This is a genomic window from Janibacter sp. GXQ6167, from assembly GCF_041365945.1.
Classification (GTDB): Bacteria; Actinomycetota; Actinomycetes; order Actinomycetales; family Dermatophilaceae; genus JBGFSK01.
The window spans coordinates 57,884-74,326 of sequence record NZ_JBGFSK010000003.1 but is presented as its reverse complement, the minus strand read 5'-3'; the positions used below and the strand labels follow the sequence as shown (position 1 = coordinate 74,326).

The following is a 16,443-nucleotide window of genomic DNA, read 5'->3' as shown; positions in this document are numbered from 1 at the left end:
TGCGTCAGAGGTCCAGGTCGATCAAGAGGCGGTGTGCCCGTGACACGACTTCGGGTAGCGAGTTACAACGTGCGGGCCCTACAAGACGATGTTGGCGCGCTCGTGCGCACGATCCGGGCGATCGATCCGGATGTCTTGTGCGTGCAAGAGATCCCGCGTTTTTGGCCGATCGCGATGCGGGTGACCGATCTGGCCCGCCGCACCGGATTGGTCTGGGCGGGGCGGGAGACCCGCAGCGGACAGACGAGCATCCTCACCTCGCCCCGGGTACGGACGCTGCAGGTGTCGCACCATCGCTTGCCGACGGTGAGCCGGCTGGATGCTCGTGGCTTCGCGATCGCTCGGGTCGCCCCCTTCGGCGGGTCGCCGGTCAGCGTGGCGAGCGTCCACCTCAGCCTCGACCCCGCCGAGCGAGTCCGCCACGCGCGCACCATCCTCGACGTGCTGAGCAGCGCCGGGGACCCGATGCTGGTCGGGGGCGATCTCAACGAGCAGGAAGACGGCCCGGCGTGGGCCCTCCTGACCGAGCGCCTGCGTCCGGTGTCGGTGATCGAGGCGACCTATCCGTCGTGGGGCCCGGACCGGGTGCTCGACGCGATCCTCGCCTCGCCCGATCTCACCGCACACGACCACGCACCGGTCCAGCTCGTCGCTCAGGATCTGGTGGCCGGGACCGACCATCTGCCGATCTGGGTCGACGTGACGACGCCCTAAAGGATCCCGTCGAATCTACGGACTCCTAAACCGCGCTGGGGCTAGACCCGGGCGCCGTTGTCAGGGTCCTCGCCGCGACGCGTGGGTTGGCGCAGAACGAGCGCGATGGAGCCGGCGACCATCGTGATGATCCCGATCCGCATGAGCGTGCTGCCGCCCGGCCCGACGAGCGCCACCCAGATCACCAGGGCGGGGCCGATCGTGAGGCCCAGCAGCGCGATCCAGAAGGTCCGGTCACGACGCGGCGGCAGGGGAGCGGTTGGTCCTGGGACAAACCGTTCGTCGGGGTCCTCACCTGCCCACTCCTGATCCCCGAGGAGGGCATCGGCGACCGAGCCGGTGGGGTCGACTCGCCACGGCACCGGCGCCGGTGGGGCGGGCGGGGGCGAATCAGCAAACGGGGAGGGGTTGACCCCTGGCTTCGCCGGCGGCCTGCTGTCCGGTGCAGGCCGGTCCGGTGGCGCCGGATCGGGGGAGGGCAGGTCGTGATCGGACTGCTCCGACTCGCGCAGGCGCGCGACGATCTGCGCGAAGGCCGCGTCGATCTCCGGCCCATCGTCGCGCGGGGTGGTGCCCTCTGGTCGCGCCATGGCGCAAATCCTCGCACGAGCGTCGTGCGGACGATGGTGTGACCCGTGAGATGGGGCAGGCGCCCGGACGTTACTGTGCCGTAGAGTGCGACGCGTCACATTCGAGGAAGGCGGAGCGTTGTTCTATTGGTTGCTGAAGGTCATCCTCACCCCGATCCTCACGGTGCTCTTCCGCCCATGGGTCGAAGGCAAAGAGCACATCCCCGCCGAGGGGGCCGCCATCCTCGCGAGCAACCATCTCTCCTTCTCGGACTCGATCTTTTTGCCGATGGTTCTCGATCGCCGGGTGACCTTCCTCGCGAAGGCCGACTACTTCACCGGCGAAGGGATCAAGGGTCGCCTCACCGCGAGTTTCTTTCGCGGTGTCGGACAGCTGCCGATCGACCGCTCCGGCGGATCGGCGAGCGAGGCGGCGCTGAAGGCGGGCACGAAGGTACTCGCCCGCGGCGATCTCCTCGGCCTCTATCCCGAAGGGACCCGCTCGCCCGACTCGCGCCTCTACCGCGGCCGGACCGGGGTCGCGCGGATGGCTCTTACTGCCGGGGTCCCGGTCATCCCCGTCGCGATGATCGACACCGACAAGGCCCAACCGACCGGCAAGATCATCCCGAAGATCATGCGCGTCGGGGTCCGGATCGGCGAGCCCTTGGACTTCTCGCGGTACGCGGGGATGGAAGGCGACCGGTTCGTGTTGCGCTCGGTCACCGACGAGATCATGTATGACCTGATGCGCCTTTCCGAGCAGGAGTACGTGGATATGTACGCCACCTCGATGAAGGAGCGCCTGCTGACGCGGGCCCGGCATCTGGCCCGTGAGCGCAAGGCTGCGGCCGAGCCGGGACGGGCCGTCAGCGAGCTCGAGGACGCGCTCGATAGCGCCGAAGGCTCATCGCGGGAGCGGTCCCCTTGGGCGGACGACGAGAGTTGAGCGAACTCGACGGCCACGCTCGCCGTTACGCGCCCTCGCCGCTGTTTGACAGCACCGCCGGGCGCGGGTTGGCCGTCTACCGTTTCCTCGCCCTCGGGTACGCGGGCGTGATCATCATGATGAACCGCGATCAGGTGGTTCGGCCGGTGATCTTGACGCTCACCTTCGCGGCGCTCATCGCCTGGTCGCTCGTCGCGCCGTGGTTTCCCCGCCCGAGCCGCGTCGCGCTCGCGGTCGAAACCCTCCTTGTCGTGGCCGGCATTCTGCTCACCAATGTCGTCTACAGCGAGGAGGCGCTCGCCGCCGGGGTCGCGACCATCCCCGGCGTGTGGGCCGGGGCCGCCGTCATGGCGGGGGCCCTATTTTCGGGCATTCGCGGGGGCGTGATCATCGCGACGATCATCGCGATCGCCGACCTGATCCAAGTCGCCGAGCCTAACGAACTCACGCGCCACAACATCGTCCTGCTCTACCTCCTTGGGATCTTGATCGGCCTGGCCGTCAACCTCGCCCGGGAGAGCCAGAACCGACTCGAGGCTGCCCTGACGGCCCGCGAACGGCTGAGCGAACGCGAACGCATCGCTCGGGCCGTCCACGACGGGGTCTTGCAGTCCCTGGCGTACATCAACCGGCGCGGTCGGGAGATCGGCGGCGCGTCGGTGGAGTTGGCGGACCTCGCTGCCGAGCAGGAGCGGTCCCTCCGCACGCTCGTCACCCGCTACGAGCCCGCCGTCGATCGGGCCGGCGACCAGGTCGATCTCGCGGCGACCCTCGCCCGGCACCGCACCGACCGAGTCGACGTGGTGCTGCCGGCCGGGCCCCTCGAAATCCAAGCAGCGGTGGCGACCGAGGTCGACGCCGCCGTCGCCGCGGCTCTCGACAACGTTCGCCAGCACGCCGGAGCGGACGCGAGGGCCTGGGTGTTGCTCGACCAGGACGACGACGAACTGCAGGTGATCATCCGCGACGACGGGGTCGGGGTCGCCCCGGGTCGCCTCGTAGAGGCCGCTTCGGAAGGGCGAATCGGCGCCAGCGGGTCCATTCGAGGACGACTTCGGGACGTGGGCGGCGATGCCACCTGGAGTTCGCGGCCGGGCGCCGGATGCACCGTCACGATGCGGATCCCCCATCGTCGCGAATCGGGTGCGCCGCATGGGGTCTATGCGCAAGGCTCGGGTCCATGACCGATGCCGGAAGCCGCGAACCGACCGTCCTCGTTGCCGATGACCACCCGCTGTGGCGAGATGCGCTCGTGCGTGATCTCGAAGCGCAGGGTCTGACCGTCGTCGGCACCGCCGCCGATGGTCCGGGTGCGGTCAACCGGACCCGGGCGACGGTCCCTGACGTCCTCGTCTTAGACCTCCACCTCCCCGGGCTGCGCGGCGACGAGGTGTGCCGGGCGATCAGTGACCTGCCAACCCACGTGCTCATCCTCTCGGCGAGCGGCGAGGAGAATGATGTCCTCGCGGCGATCAAGGCCGGGGCCTCGGGGTACCTTGTGAAATCGGCTTCCAGCGCGCAGATCGTCGCGGCCGTGCGTGAGACCGCGGCCGGAGAAGCGGTGTTCACTCCGGGCCTCGCCGGTCTCGTGCTCGGCGAGTTCCGGCAGATGCGCAGCACGGCGCGCGCCACCGAGGCTCACCCGCAGACCGGCACCACCCTGAGCGAACCGGAGAGCGCGGTGCCCGAACTGACGGACCGCGAGACCGAGATCCTGCGCTATGTGGCGATGGGGATGACGGCCAAGGAGATCGCCGCCGACCTCACGATCTCGCACCGAACCGTGCAAAACCACGTCCAAAACATCCTCGGCAAGTTGCACCTGCACAACCGGGTCGAGCTCACCCGCTTCGCCATCAGCCGGGGCCTCCACGACGTGTAGGGCAGGCTTTTTCTCGCCCAGCAGATGGACCTGGCGTGGGGCGTGTGCTACGGCGTGCCTATCCTTATCCGGTGACAACCGCTTTACCGAGCCCCGATCTGCGTGACCAACTCGCCGTCGACCTGCCTGCCGCCCAGCAGCCGGAGTGGCCCGACCCCGTCGCTCTCGATGAGGCCGTGAGCACCCTGGCCCAGTACCCCCCGCTCGTCTTCGCCGGAGAATGCGATGACCTCCGCGACCGGATGGCCAAGGCCGCGATCGGCGAGGCCTTCGTGTTGCAAGGCGGCGACTGTGCGGAGACCTTCGCCAGCGCCACCGCCGACAACATTCGCGACCGCGTCAAGACGATCCTGCAGATGGCGGCCGTTTTGACCTATGGCGCCGGGCTCCCGGTCGTCAAGGTCGGCCGGATGGCCGGTCAGTACGCCAAGCCTCGGTCTAAGTCCACCGAAACCCGCGACGGCGTGACCCTGCCCGCCTACCGCGGTGACATGGTCAACGACTTCGAATTCACCCCAGCGGCGCGGGCCAATGACCCGCAGCGCCTCGTGCGGGGGTACCACGCGAGCGCCGCGACGCTGAACCTCGTGCGCGCCTTCACCCGTGGCGGTTTCGCCGATCTACGTCACGTCCACGACTGGAACCGCGGGTGGGCCGCCACCTCGGCGAACCACCGGTACGACCGGCTCGCGCGCGATATCGACAAGGCCATGCGCTTCATGGCGGCCTGTGGTGTGGACTTCGAGGCGATGAAGGGGGTCGACTTCTTCTGCGCGCACGAGGCCCTGCTTCTTGACTACGAGCACCCGATGACCCGCGTCGATCACCGCACCGGGCAGCTCTACGACACCTCCGGGCACTTCCTCTGGGTAGGGGAGCGCACCCGGGACGTCGGCGGAGCGCACTTGGACTTCATCTCCAAGGTGCGCAACCCGATCGGGATGAAGGTCTCGGACAAGATCGATCTGGACGATCTGCGCCGCACGATCGACCTGCTCGACCCGCACCGCGAACCCGGTCGGCTCACCTTCATCACCCGGATGGGGGCTGGCACGATCCGCGAGGCTCTCCCCGAGATCATCAAGGCCACTCAGGACACCGGCTCACTCATCACCTGGATCTGCGACCCGATGCACGGCAACACCTTCGAGTCCGCCTCGGGCTTTAAGACCCGTCGCTTCGATGACGTGGTCGACGAGGTGCGCGGCTTCTTCGAGGTCCACGCGGCGCTCGGGACGGTGCCGGGCGGGATCCACGTCGAACTCACTGGCAACGACGTGACCGAGTGCATTGGCGGTTCGCTGCCGATCCTCGATGAGGACCTCAACAAGCGCTACGAGAGCCTCTGCGACCCTCGCCTGAACCACCAGCAGAGCCTCGAGCTGGCCTTCCTCGTCGCCGAGATGCTCGCCGAGCGGGCGGGCTAGACGATCAGGAGCGTGACGGTGCTGCCCTTCGGCACCGACGCGCCGACCTTCGGGTCGACCGCGCGGACCTCGTCCAAGGGACCGCCGAGGAAGGCCTGGACGCGCACCTTGAGGCCGGCGGCCTCCAACTCGCGGGTCGCGGCTGCTCGGCTCATGCCCATCACCTTCGGGATAGTGACCATCTCCGGGCCCTTGGAGATGGTGAGCGTCACCTCGGTCCCGCGGCGGACCGTCCCGTCGGCGCCGGGGTCTTGGCGAACGACGGCCCCCTTCGGGACCTTCTGGTCAAAGACCTCGGTGCCGCGAACGGCCTTGAGCCCCACGCCGGTGAGCGCGGATTCGGCCTCGTCGAAGGCCTTGCCGACGACCGTCGGGACGGTGATGGGTTCGGGTCCGCGGCTCACCACGAGGTTCACCCGTGAGTCGGGGCGCAGGGAGGTGCCGGTATCGGGATCGGTGCGAAGGATCCGTCCCTTAGCGACGGTCTCGCTGTATTGGCGGGTCGTGTTGCCAACCGCGAGGTGGTCCTTGGCGAGCAGGTCCTTGGCTTCCTTCTCGGTCGCACCGGCAAGGCTCGGGACCTCGTAGCGCTCCGGCCCACGGGAGAAGGTCACGATCACGTCGGAGCGCCGGTTGACCTCTGCTCCGGACACCGGATTGGTGGTGATCACGATCCCGCGGGGGATGTCCTCGTCGTAGGCCTCCTTCCGAGACAGGCGAAGGTCGGCCGAGCCGAGCAGGGCCTCGACCTCGGACTGGTTCTTGCCCTCCAGGGTCGGTACGACGGTGGGGGAGCCCGGACCGAGCGCGTAGTACCAGACGCCCCCGGTCACGAGGGCGAGGATCAGCAGGGCCGCGACCACCGCGCTGCGAAGGAGCGTGCGTCGGCGCGCGCGGACGGCCGCCGAAGGGGGCGGACGATCCCCCTTCCCCGTCGCCTTCGTCGTCGCGATCTCCTTCGGAGGTAGCGGGACCACCGCGGTGCCCTTGTCGGAGACCCCGCTCGGTGGGAGCTGGCGGGTCGCGACCGGCGCGGCCGAGACCGCGGGCGCCTGCGGGCGGGTGTCGAGGTCGGCGTCGTTCAGCAGAGCGCGCGTGCGGTGGACCTCAGCCAGCAGGGCGCGGGCATCGTTCGGGCGCTCGTCTGGGTCGCGGTGGGTCGCGAGTTCGACGAGATCATCGAGTTCTCGCGGCAGGTCGGGCACGACGAGCGAGGGTGCGGGGACCGACTCGTGGACATGCTGGAAGGCGACATGGACCGGGTTCTCGCCATCGACAGCCCGCCGGCCGGTCAACAGTTCATAGAGGAGCAGCCCGGAGGCGTACACATCGCTGCGGGCATCGGCGATGCCGCGCTCGACCTGTTCGGGGGAGAGATAAGAGACCGTGCCGAGGATGACCCCGCTGGTCGCCGTGGCCCCACCGACGTGCACGGCGCGCGCCAGACCAAAGTCGGCGACCTTGACCACCCCGTCCTCGCGCAGGAGGACGTTTTCGGGCTTGATATCCCGGTGGATGTACCCGGCGTCGTGAGCGCTCGCGAGACCGGTCAGCATCGGTTCGAGGAGGTCGAGCGCGGCGCGCGGGCTGAGCGGACCCTCGGCGGTCAGCACCTGGCGCAGCGTCCGCCCGGGGACGTACTCCATGGCGAGCCACACCATGGAGTCCTGCTCGCCCTGGTCGAGGACGGCGACGACATTGGGGTGGGCGAGGCGAGCGGCGGCGCGAGCCTCGCGGCGGAACCGGGAGACGAAGGCCTCATCGGTCGCGAGGTCGGCGCGCATGATCTTCAGGGCGACCTCACGCTCAAGGCGCAGGTCGGTCGCGAGGTAGACAGCGGCCATCCCACCGGTCGCGAGGTGCTCGAGCACGCGATAGCGCCCGTCGATGACCTCGCCGACGGGCGCGGTGCGAGAGCCAGGCGCCACAGATACCACGGGATGAAGTGTAAGAGTCCGCGCCTCGATGGCAGACTGTCCGGCGTGTCTTCCCCGTCTCTTGAAGAACTCGTCGGCTCCTGGCTGACCGTCCCCGACCTGGCCGAGCGCCTTGGCCTGCCGCTGTCGCGGGTCCGCGGGCTGATCGAGGACCGCGAACTCATCGCCTCGCGGGTGGGGCCGCGGCAGGTGGTCGCGGTCCCGGAGAAGTTCCTCGACGACGAAGGGGTCCTGCCCGCCCTTCGCGGGACGGTGACCGTCCTTGCCGACGGCGGCTTCAGCGACGACGAGATCATCGAGTGGCTCTTCACCGCCGATGACACCCTCCCGGGTGGCCCCACCCCGATCGAGTCGATCCGCGCCGGGCACAAGACCGAGGTTCGCCGTCGCGCGATGGAAGAGGCGCTCTAGACCGAGCGCAGCCCTCCTAGGCCTGCCGGGCCGTGGTCGCGTCGATGAGTTCGTGCAGGACCTCGAGCGCCTCGGGGTCGAGGCCCGTGGTGGCCTGCAGGGCCTGGTGGGCCCGCTCGATCAGCCGGTCGATATCGGATTCCACTGCCGCGACCGCGCCGGAGCGGGTCATGATCTCGCGGAGGTCATCGACCTGGCTTTCGGTGAGCGCTCCGTCCCCAAGACTCGCCTCGAGCACCGCCGCCTCGTCGTCGCTACAGGCTGCGAGCGTGCGGGCCACGAGGACCGTGCGCTTGCCTTCTCGCAGGTCGTCACCCGCGGGCTTACCGGTCGTCTCGGGGTCGCCAAACACACCGAGGATGTCATCGCGCAACTGGAAGGCCTCGCCGAGCGCCAGCCCATAGTCCGAGAGGTGGTCCAGGTCGGCGGCGCTCGCCCCGCCGGCCGTCGCGCCGATGAGAAGAGGGTGCTCGATCGAGTACTTCGCGCTCTTGTACCGGATCACGTGCCGCGCACGCTGGACCCGCTCGTCGTGGCCGAGACCGGTCCACGGGCGCATGGATTCGACGACATCGATGAACTGACCCGCCATCAGTTGAGTGCGCATTCGGTGGAAGACCGGCCGCGCCGCCGCCAGGGCCACCGGGTCGACCCCGCTTTCTTCGTAGAGGTCATCGCACCACACGAGGCAGAGGTTGCCGGCGAGCAAAGCGCCGGCAAGGCCAAAGCGATCGGGGTCACCGCGCCAGGCCCGCTCGGCGTGGTCGGCGGCCATGACCCGATGAGCGGCGGGGAGCCCGCGGCGGGTGTCGCTGTCATCCATCACGTCGTCGTGGATGAGCGCAGCGGCCTGGAAGAGCTCCATCGAGGCGGCGAGCGCGATCACCCCTTCGTCATCGCGGCCCTCGTCGGGAGCACCCGCGACCCGCCACCCCCAGTAGAGGAAGGCGGCGCGCAGACGCTTGCCTCCCCGCAGCAGGTCGGTGATCGGCGTCGTGAGATCCGCCACGTCGGGGCCGACCTCGGCGAGCAGTTCGCGCTGCTCGGCGAGGACCGCATCGAGGCGGGCCTGGACACGCGGGCGCAGGTCAGCGGCGGCCAAGGGGTCGCGTCGCGTCGACACTGGGAGGGCTCCATCGGTCGTCGGTGAATCGAGCAGCGGGGGGCCGGGAGGTGACCACCCGAGGTTCACGGTATGTGACTGGCCAGCCTACGGCGATCTGCGTGCTCTATCGTCGCGGCCATGACCGCAGGATCTACCGCACCCTTCGCCGACCCCGGAGCGCGCATCCCGCAACGCCTCGCCGCCCAGCGGGCATCGGTGAGCTTTGAGTTTTTCCCGCCGAAGGATGACGCGGGCGAAGCCGTCTTGTGGGAGGCGATCCACCGGCTTGAGGAGGTCGAGCCCGACTTCGTCTCGGTGACCTATGGGGCGGGGGGCACGACCCAGGACCGGACCGTGCGGGTGACCGAGCAGATTGCGAGCGGCACATCGCTCACCCCGCTTGCCCACCTCACCTGCGTTGGCGCCTCGGTCGCGCAGCTGCGAGAGGTCATCGCCGACTACCAGGCAGCGGGGGTCGAGCACGTGCTGGCGCTGCGCGGCGACCCTCCGGGCGATGTGCGCGGCACCTGGGTGGCCCACCGGGAAGGGTTGAGCCACGCCGACGAACTCGTGCGCCTGATCCGCGAGGAGAGCGATATCGAAGTGGGGGTCGCGGCCTTCCCCGACGGCCACCCCGAGTCCTCCTCGATCGAGCAGGATGTCGAGACCCTGGTGCGCAAGGCCGACGCCGGCGCCACCTTCGCGATCACCCAGATGGTCTTCGACGCCGACACCTACCTTCGTCTGCGCGATGCGGTGGCCGCGCATCGCGACCTGCCGATCACGCCGGGGCTGATGCCCGTCACCAATGTTCGCCAGATCGCGCGGATGTCTGAGCTCATGGGTACCCCGCTTCCGAAGACGGTCGTCGAGCGCCTCTCCGCGGTCGATGGCGACCCGGCCGCGGTGCGCGAGGTGGGCGTCCAGATCGCGACCGAGCTCGCCGAGCGGATGCTCCGCGAAGGCGCGCCGGGCATCCACTTCATCACGATGAATCGTTCGACGGCGACCCTCGAGGTCCACCAGAACTTGCTCTCCTGGTGGGCGTGACGGGCTCGGTCCTAGGGCGCTGACACCTCGGCCGGGGTCCCACTGGTGATCCGGACGAGCTCGTCGTAGGTCGTCGCAAAGACCGAGTGGCTGTGGCCCGCGGCCGCCCAGACCTGCTCGTAGCGCGCCAGCGCGGTGTCGATCAGGGTTCGGACCGGTTCGACGTGGCCCACCGGCGCAACGCCGCCGATGGCGAAGCCGGTCCGTGCTCGCACGAAGGCCGGATCGGCGCGCTCGACGGCGGCAAGGCCCAGGTCGCGGCGCACTCGCTCGGTATCGACCCGGTGACCCCCGGAGGTGAGGATCAGCAGCGGCGATGCCTCGCCATCGCTGTCGATCGCCGCGAACACCAGGGAGTTCGCGATCTCTGCCGGGGTGACCCCAAGGGCCTCGGCGGCGGCCTGCGCGGTTCGCACCGCATCGGGCAGATGCCGAATCGTGGGCGAGATGCCGTGCCCGCTCAACACGCCCAACACCCTGGCGACGCTCGGGTGGGTGGAACGGTCGACGTCGGCCGGTCGGTCGGGCGCCATGAGTAGTCCTCTTCGTTGATGACGGAAGAACCTCAAGGGAGGTCTGGCGTGAGTACATCAGGGCTTGTCGGTCGCGGTCGATACGCTGACCACCGAGTGATCAGCGAACAAGCGCATGCAGACGAAGGAGCGAGAAGGCACGTGAGCGATGAGCGCCGTACGTCCCGGCGGACGGGCGTTGAGTCCAATCTGCGGACCGCCGTCGTCTGGTCGGCCGTCTCCACGCTGACCAAGGAGCGACAAAGCGAGATCGGACGCCCCTTGCGCGTGCTCGATCTGGGTGGAGGGACCGGAGGTCTCGCCGTCCCGCTCGCCACTCAGGGGCACACCGTGACCGTCATCGACCCGAGCCTGGATGCCCTCGCGTCATTGCGTCGCCGCAGCGCCGAGGCCGGCGCCGAGGACCGGGTGCGGGCCGTCCAGGGTGATGCCGAGAGCCTGGCGGACATCCTCAAGCGCGGCTCGGTCGATCTCGTGTGCTGCCACGGCACCCTCGAGGTGGTCGAGGATGCCGATGACACGCTCGCCCGCATCGCCCACGTGCTCGCTCCGGGCGGTTACCTCTCGCTCGTCACCGCCCAGCGCCTCGCGGTCGTGCTCGCTCGAGCTCTCGCGGGCCGCTTCGAGCAGGCCCACCAGGCCCTGACCAGCACGGACGGTCGCTGGGGCGAGCATGACCCCCTTCCGCGGCGCTTCGATGCCGAGACGATCACCGAGATGGTCGAGCGCGTGGGCTTCACCGTCGAGGAGGTCCAGGGGCTACGCCTGTTTAGCGATCTGGTGCCGTCCGCGCTGATCGACGGTGACGCCGATCGGCAGGCGCTGCTCGCCTTGGAGATCGCCGCGAGCACCGGACCGGCCGCCGAGGTGCTCGGTTCGCTCGGGAGCGCGATCCACGTGTTAGCCCGACGCGACTAAGGACGCCGCCATGAGCAGGCGCCAGTTCGCGCCGCCGCGGCGGCTTGGCGACGACCCGCCGGATGACACGGGCTGCACCATCTTGCACGTCGACCTCGACGCCTTCTACGCCTCGGCCTCGTTGCTCTCCCACCCCGAGCTCGTCGGGACGCCGGTCATCGTCGGTGGGGGCAGTCGCGGCGTGGTGCTGTCGGCGACCTATGAGGCCCGGGCGAAGGGGGTCACCTCGGCGATGCCGATGTCCCGGGCCCTCAACCTCTGTCCCGAGGCCACGATCTTGCGACCCGACCATCACCTCTATCGGGAGATTTCCGAGGCGGTGATGGCGATCTTTGCCGATGTCACCCCGCAGGTCGAGCCGCTCTCCTCGGACGAGGCCTTCCTCGACATCGCCGGGGCCACTCGACTGCTGGGGCCACCGACCCGGATCGCCGAGTCGATCAGGGCTCGGGTGGAGCGCGAGCAGGGGATTACCTGCTCGGTGGGCGCCGCGGGGACCAAGTTCGTCGCCAAGATCGCCTCGTCGCTGATCAAACCCGACGGTCTGCTCGTCGTCCCGGTCGCCGAGTCAGTCGACTTCGTCCAGGCCCTGCCCGTCGCCGCGCTCTGGGGCGTCGGGGACAAGACCGAACAACGCCTCGCCGCCCATGGCCTGCGCACGGTCGCGGACCTGGCGAGCACGCCCCGGCACCGGCTGATGGACCTGCTCGGCCCCGCAGCCGGGGCACACCTGCACGATCTCGCCTGGGCCCGGGACCGGCGCCGCGTCGAGCCGACTCGTCAGGAGCGCAGCACCGGCGCCGAGCAGACCTTCGGACGCGATGTGCGTGACCCGGAGGCGATCAAGCGCACCCTGCTGACCCTCGCCGAGCGCACCGCGAGTCGGCTACGCCGCGGGGGCTGGCTGGCCCGGACCATCAGCATCAAGGTCCGGTTCGCCGATTTCCGCACCGTGACCCGCTCGCAGTCGCTCGCGCGGCCGACCGATGTGACCCACGAGGTCTATGCCGCTGCGGTTTCGCTCTATGACGCGATGGGACTTGGGCGGACCCCCCTTCGGCTCGTCGGGGTCCGTGCCGAGGGGCTGACCTCGGCCGATGTCACTCCCGTCCAGGGGTTGCTCGACGAGCCCGAACACGGGTGGCGAGACGCGGACCGGGCGGTAGACCGAGCCGCGGCCCGCTTCGGGAAGGGGGCAGTGCGCCCCGCGAGCCTGATTGAGGGCACCCAGGAGGGTGAGAGGTCTTCCACGAGGGACTGAGGCGGACGTATCCTCAGGGACGACGCGGGCGAAGCGGCTCCGAAGGAACCTTATGGGGCTCACCGTTCGTCGGTTGGGTTACCTTTAAGAGAGTTGTCGAGGGTCGCGTTCGAAGCGACCGAGCAGGAGGTCACCGCCGTGGCGCTGTCCGAGCGTGAGCAGCAGATGCTCGCCGAGATGGAGCAGGCGCTGTACGCCGAGGATCCCCGCTTCGCATCGCAGATGCGCCAAGGCCGAGGTCCCGGGGACCGGCGCCGGCTCGTCGCCGGAATTGTGGGGGTCGCCCTCGGCCTCGCCCTGGTCGTCGTCGGGATCAACACGACCTTTTGGATCGGCGCGCTCGGGTTTGCCCTGATCGTCGCCTCCGTCGCGCTCGCCTTGGTCCCGGCCCCGAAGGCCATGGGGGTGGTGCAAGACGACGGCACGACCAAGCCCGCCCGGCGCCGCAAGGGCCGGGGCAAGACCAGCACCAAAGGCAAGCCCAAGTCGGCGCGACCGGCGTCGGGATCCTTCATGGATCGTTTCGAGCAGCGCTGGGATGAGCGCCGCCGCGAACGGCCCTAGAACGCGAGCGCCCCGATCAGCCAGACGAGCCCCATCGTCAGGGCGGTCACGAACTCGATCCCCATGCTGCGCAAGAACCCCTTGATCGCGGCTTTCGTCGCGCTCCAGGCCCGGCTTTGATCCCGAAAGCGCGCGTACTCGATGAGATATACCGCCCCAATGAAGAAGAGCGGCAGTCCGACGAAGGGGATGACGAAGAACCCCACCACCCCGGCGAGGACTCCGAGGACGATCGTCCAGCCGCCGACACCGTCGGCCTTCAGGCGCCGACCGGGGATCAGGATCTGCAAGGTGACGCCGGTCAGGAAGAGAATCGCGCAGATCCCAAAGACGACCCATGCAGTGGTCCCGCCGGTCGCGATGGCCCAGATCAGCACCGCGCCCAGGCAGGCGAGCAGCCCCGGCAAGATCGGGATGACGATGCCGATGAGACCAACGACATAGAGGAGCACCGCCGCCCACTGGGCGACGGTGCTCCCGTCGATCTCGGAGGCAGCGGCCTCCGTGATCACGATCATCGCGCGGTCAGCGCTCGTCGTCGGCAGCGATGGCCGACGTAGCGCTGAGGCGCTCGCTCTGGTCGTCGATCTCGGCCAGGTCCTTCAGCCGGGGCAGGTGCTCGCGGCCGTGGTGGGCGCAAAACAGCAGCTCACCGCCGGCGTGCAGGCGGGCCCGCACGTAGGCCTGGGCTCCGCAGCGGTCGCAGCGGTCTGCCGCGGTCATGGGTGCGGCCAGGGTTGCGTTCACGTGTCGCCTACTTTCTCGTCGTCATCCATCTCGCACTTGGGCGTCAGTGAGGTGAACAGTCAAGCACGCCAAACCCTTCCCGGCCGCATCATGACCCTCTCGCGTGGCGAGATCGGGTGTTGTCGGTCCCCGGGGTTAGCCTGCAGATCAGCATCGCGTTAGAGCCAAGGAGCAAGGACGACCGTGACCCCGGCTGCCACCGCCAAGAAGGCGGCGACCAGTAAGTCCGCCCAGGACTACACCGCGCACCACCTCCAGGTCCTCGAAGGCCTGGAGGCCGTGCGCAAGCGCCCCGGCATGTACATCGGCTCGACCGACAGCCGCGGGCTCATGCACTGCCTCTGGGAGATCATCGATAACGCCGTCGACGAGGCCCTCGGTGGTCACGGAGATCGGATCGAGATCATCTTGCATGCCGACGGCTCGGTCGAGGTGCGCGATCACGCGCGCGGCATCCCGGTCGATATCGAGCCGCGGACCGGACTCACCGGGGTCGAAGTGGTCTTCACCAAACTGCACGCCGGCGGCAAATTCGGCGGCGGGTCGTACACCGCCTCCGGTGGGCTCCACGGCGTCGGGGCGTCGGTCGTCAACGCCCTCTCCTCCCGCCTGGATGTCGAGGTCGACCGGGGCGGCAAGACCTATGCCATGTCCTTTAGAAGGGGGGAGCCGGGCACCTTCTCCGATATCGCGGGCGCCCGGGGCACCAAGGACCCGAGCCACGACTTCACCCCCTTCGCCCGGGGCAGCGAACTCGAGGTGATCGGCAAGACCAAGCGTGGGGTCACTGGGACCCGGATCCGGTACTGGGCCGACCCGCACATCTTCCCCAAGGACGCGACCTTCGACCGGGAGGCGCTGATCGCGCGGGCCCGGCAGACCTCCTTCCTCGTCCCCGGTCTCACCCTGGAAGTGCGCGACGAGCGCGACCCGCAGGCGCCGACCTCGGAGGTTTTCCATCACGACGGGGGCATCGGCGAGTTCGCGGAGTTCCTCGCCCCGGACGCCCCGGTCACCGACGTCTGGCGGCTTCAAGGGACCGGCCACTTCACCGAGACGGTGCCGGTCCTCGACGCGGCGGGGCAGATGACCCCGACCGAGGTCGAACGCGAATGCGGCGTCGATATCGCGGTGCGCTGGGGGACCGGGTACGACACCCGGGTCTCCTCCTTCGTCAACATCATCGCGACGCCGAAGGGCGGCAGCCATGTCGCGGGCTTCGACGCGGCGCTGCTCAAGGTCTTCCGCAAGCAACTCGAGGTCAATGCCCGCCGGCTCAAGGTCGGCAATGACAAGGTCGACAAGGACGATGTGCTCGCCGGGCTCACGGCCGTCGTCACGGTGCGTCTCGCCGAGCCGCAGTTCGAGGGCCAGACCAAGGAGGTCCTCGGGACCGCGCCGGTGCGTCAGATCGTCGCCAAGGTCGTCGAGCGCGAGCTCACCGCCCGGCTGACCTCCACCAAGCGCGGCGACAAGCAGCAGGCGAGCCTGGTGCTGGAGAAGGTCGTCGCCGAGATGAAGTCGCGGATCAGCGCGCGGCTGCACAAGGAGACCCAGCGGCGTAAGAACGCCCTCGAGACCTCATCGCTGCCGCCGAAACTGCGCGATTGCCGTAGCAATGACATCGAGCGTTCCGAATTGTTCATCGTCGAGGGGGACTCGGCGATGGGGACCGCGAAGGAGGCGAGGGATAGCGAGTTCCAGGCGCTGCTGCCGATCCGCGGGAAGATCCTCAACGTCCAAAAGGCCGCGGTCGGTGACATGCTGAAAAACGCCGAGTGCGCCTCGATCATCCAGGTCATCGGCGCCGGTTCGGGCCGGTCCTTCGACCTCGACGCGGCCCGCTACGGCAAGGTCATCATCATGACCGACGCCGATGTCGACGGCGCTCACATCCGCACCCTGCTCCTCACCCTCTTCGTGCGCACGATGCGCCCGCTCATCGAGGCGGGCCGGGTCTATGCGGCGGTCCCACCGCTGCATCGCATCGAGGTGATCAACCCCGGCTCGAAGAAGAACGAGTACATCTACACCTACTCCGAGGCCGAGCTGCGGCGTGAACTCGCGCGCCTCGCCAAGCGCGGCAAGTCGATCAAGCAGCCAATCCAGCGCTACAAGGGCCTCGGCGAGATGGACGCCCACCAGCTCGCGGACACCACGATGGACCCGCGCCACCGGACCTTGCGGCGGGTCACGATGGGTGAGTTGGAAGACGCCGAGCGGGTGTTCGAGTTGCTCATGGGCAAGGACGTCGACCCCCGCCGGGAGTTCATTGTCTCCTCGGCTCGCGAGATCGACCGCGAACGGATTGACGCCTAGACCCTTGCCAACGGGCCGCTCCTAGGTCGATGGTGAACTGTTGCGAGGCATCGCCGC

The 16,443-nt window shown here is 68.9% G+C and carries 17 protein-coding genes; 11 read left to right on the top strand and 6 right to left on the bottom strand.

Going from position 1 to position 16,443, the window contains the following annotated elements; genetic code table 11:
- The first annotated feature begins 39 nt into the window (after nucleotides 1–39).
- Complete coding sequence (locus tag AB8K43_RS05340) at nucleotides 40–714, top strand: endonuclease/exonuclease/phosphatase family protein (RefSeq protein ID WP_370892223.1); 675 nt, start codon at nucleotides 40–42, stop codon at nucleotides 712–714.
- Between the two features lie 41 nt (nucleotides 715–755).
- Here the strand turns inward: AB8K43_RS05340 and AB8K43_RS05335 are convergent, their stop codons facing one another.
- Nucleotides 756–1,304: a hypothetical protein gene (locus AB8K43_RS05335; RefSeq protein WP_370892221.1), complete on the bottom strand. Its 549-nt coding sequence runs from the start codon at nucleotides 1,302–1,304 to the stop codon at nucleotides 756–758.
- Nucleotides 1,305–1,422: 118 nt separating this feature from the next.
- On the opposite strand from AB8K43_RS05335, the gene AB8K43_RS05330 reads away from it, so the two are divergent.
- The 4 genes from AB8K43_RS05330 (at nucleotide 1,423) to AB8K43_RS05315 (ending at nucleotide 5,541) form a co-directional block, all read left to right on the top strand.
- Nucleotides 1,423–2,232 carry a lysophospholipid acyltransferase family protein gene (locus AB8K43_RS05330; RefSeq protein ID WP_370892769.1) on the top strand — a complete coding sequence of 270 codons (810 nt, stop codon included), beginning with the start codon at nucleotides 1,423–1,425 and terminating at the stop codon, nucleotides 2,230–2,232.
- On the top strand, nucleotides 2,229–3,416 hold the full coding sequence (macS, locus tag AB8K43_RS05325) for a MacS family sensor histidine kinase (RefSeq protein WP_370892219.1): 1,188 nt from the start codon (nucleotides 2,229–2,231) through the stop codon (nucleotides 3,414–3,416). Before AB8K43_RS05330 ends, macS begins: the two co-directional genes overlap by 4 nt.
- Nucleotides 3,413–4,114 (top strand): response regulator, encoded by a 702-nt coding sequence (locus AB8K43_RS05320; protein ID WP_370892217.1) that lies wholly within the window; start codon nucleotides 3,413–3,415, stop codon nucleotides 4,112–4,114. The genes macS and AB8K43_RS05320 overlap by 4 nt, the downstream gene beginning before the upstream one ends.
- 71 nt (nucleotides 4,115–4,185) lie before the next feature.
- On the top strand, nucleotides 4,186–5,541 hold the full coding sequence (locus AB8K43_RS05315) for a class II 3-deoxy-7-phosphoheptulonate synthase (protein ID WP_370892214.1): 1,356 nt from the start codon (nucleotides 4,186–4,188) through the stop codon (nucleotides 5,539–5,541).
- Here the strand turns inward: AB8K43_RS05315 and pknB are convergent.
- Complete coding sequence (gene pknB, locus AB8K43_RS05310) at nucleotides 5,538–7,478, bottom strand: Stk1 family PASTA domain-containing Ser/Thr kinase (protein ID WP_370892212.1); 1,941 nt, start codon at nucleotides 7,476–7,478, stop codon at nucleotides 5,538–5,540. The two genes, AB8K43_RS05315 and pknB, sit on opposite strands and share 4 nt — an antisense overlap.
- Nucleotides 7,479–7,523: 45 nt before the next feature.
- Here pknB and AB8K43_RS05305 point away from each other — a divergent pair, with 45 nt between their 5' ends.
- Entirely contained in the window at nucleotides 7,524–7,889 is a 366-nt protein-coding gene (locus AB8K43_RS05305) for an Rv2175c family DNA-binding protein (protein WP_370892210.1), read from the top strand.
- Between the two features lie 16 nt (nucleotides 7,890–7,905).
- On the opposite strand, the gene AB8K43_RS05300 is transcribed toward AB8K43_RS05305, so the two are convergent.
- Nucleotides 7,906–9,012, bottom strand: a complete 1,107-nt coding sequence (locus tag AB8K43_RS05300; protein WP_370892208.1) for a polyprenyl synthetase family protein — start codon at nucleotides 9,010–9,012, stop codon at nucleotides 7,906–7,908.
- A gap of 120 nt (nucleotides 9,013–9,132) precedes the next feature.
- On the opposite strand from AB8K43_RS05300, the gene metF reads away from it, so the two are divergent.
- The gene (gene metF, locus AB8K43_RS05295) at nucleotides 9,133–10,044 is read left to right on the top strand and encodes a methylenetetrahydrofolate reductase [NAD(P)H] (protein ID WP_370892206.1); all 912 of its coding nucleotides are present in this window, start codon (nucleotides 9,133–9,135) and stop codon (nucleotides 10,042–10,044) included.
- An 11-nt stretch (nucleotides 10,045–10,055) separates the two neighbouring features.
- Here the strand turns inward: metF and AB8K43_RS05290 are convergent, their stop codons facing one another.
- Nucleotides 10,056–10,577: a YbaK/EbsC family protein gene (locus AB8K43_RS05290; RefSeq protein WP_370892204.1), complete on the bottom strand. Its 522-nt coding sequence runs from the start codon at nucleotides 10,575–10,577 to the stop codon at nucleotides 10,056–10,058.
- Nucleotides 10,578–10,718: 141 nt separating this feature from the next.
- Between AB8K43_RS05290 and AB8K43_RS05285 the strand changes: the two genes are divergently transcribed.
- From AB8K43_RS05285 to AB8K43_RS05275, 3 genes are all read left to right on the top strand, one after another.
- Nucleotides 10,719–11,495 carry a methyltransferase domain-containing protein gene (locus AB8K43_RS05285; RefSeq protein ID WP_370892202.1) on the top strand — a complete coding sequence of 259 codons (777 nt, stop codon included), beginning with the start codon at nucleotides 10,719–10,721 and terminating at the stop codon, nucleotides 11,493–11,495.
- 10 nt (nucleotides 11,496–11,505) lie between these two features.
- Nucleotides 11,506–12,756 (top strand): DNA polymerase IV, encoded by a 1,251-nt coding sequence (dinB, locus tag AB8K43_RS05280; protein ID WP_370892200.1) that lies wholly within the window; start codon nucleotides 11,506–11,508, stop codon nucleotides 12,754–12,756.
- A gap of 93 nt (nucleotides 12,757–12,849) precedes the next feature.
- A complete protein-coding gene (locus AB8K43_RS05275; RefSeq protein WP_370892198.1) occupies nucleotides 12,850–13,320 on the top strand; it encodes a DUF3040 domain-containing protein in 471 nt (156 codons plus the stop codon).
- Here AB8K43_RS05275 and AB8K43_RS05270 read toward each other — a convergent pair.
- Nucleotides 13,317–13,838, bottom strand: coding sequence for a DUF456 domain-containing protein (locus AB8K43_RS05270; protein ID WP_370892197.1), 522 nt, complete (start codon nucleotides 13,836–13,838; stop codon nucleotides 13,317–13,319). The genes AB8K43_RS05275 and AB8K43_RS05270 overlap by 4 nt on opposite strands.
- Before the next feature lie 7 nt (nucleotides 13,839–13,845).
- Entirely contained in the window at nucleotides 13,846–14,067 is a 222-nt protein-coding gene (locus AB8K43_RS05265; RefSeq protein ID WP_370892195.1) for a hypothetical protein, read from the bottom strand.
- Between the two features lie 183 nt (nucleotides 14,068–14,250).
- Between AB8K43_RS05265 and AB8K43_RS05260 the strand changes: the two genes are divergently transcribed.
- Entirely contained in the window at nucleotides 14,251–16,386 is a 2,136-nt protein-coding gene (locus tag AB8K43_RS05260; RefSeq protein ID WP_370892194.1) for a type IIA DNA topoisomerase subunit B, read from the top strand.
- The last annotated feature ends 57 nt before the right edge of the window (nucleotides 16,387–16,443 follow it).

Excerpts from the sequence above, each read along its gene's own strand:
- AB8K43_RS05290 (WP_370892204.1), bottom strand. The coding sequence starts at position 10,577 with ATGGCGCCCGACCGACCGGCCGACGTCGACCGTTCCACCCACCCGAGC.
- AB8K43_RS05335 (WP_370892221.1), bottom strand. The coding sequence starts at position 1,304 with ATGGCGCGACCAGAGGGCACCACCCCGCGCGACGATGGGCCGGAGATC.
- metF (WP_370892206.1), top strand. The coding sequence starts at position 9,133 with ATGACCGCAGGATCTACCGCACCCTTCGCCGACCCCGGAGCGCGCATC.
- AB8K43_RS05320 (WP_370892217.1), top strand. The coding sequence starts at position 3,413 with ATGACCGATGCCGGAAGCCGCGAACCGACCGTCCTCGTTGCCGATGAC.
- AB8K43_RS05270 (WP_370892197.1), bottom strand. The coding sequence starts at position 13,838 with ATGATCGTGATCACGGAGGCCGCTGCCTCCGAGATCGACGGGAGCACC.
- dinB (WP_370892200.1), top strand. The coding sequence starts at position 11,506 with ATGAGCAGGCGCCAGTTCGCGCCGCCGCGGCGGCTTGGCGACGACCCG.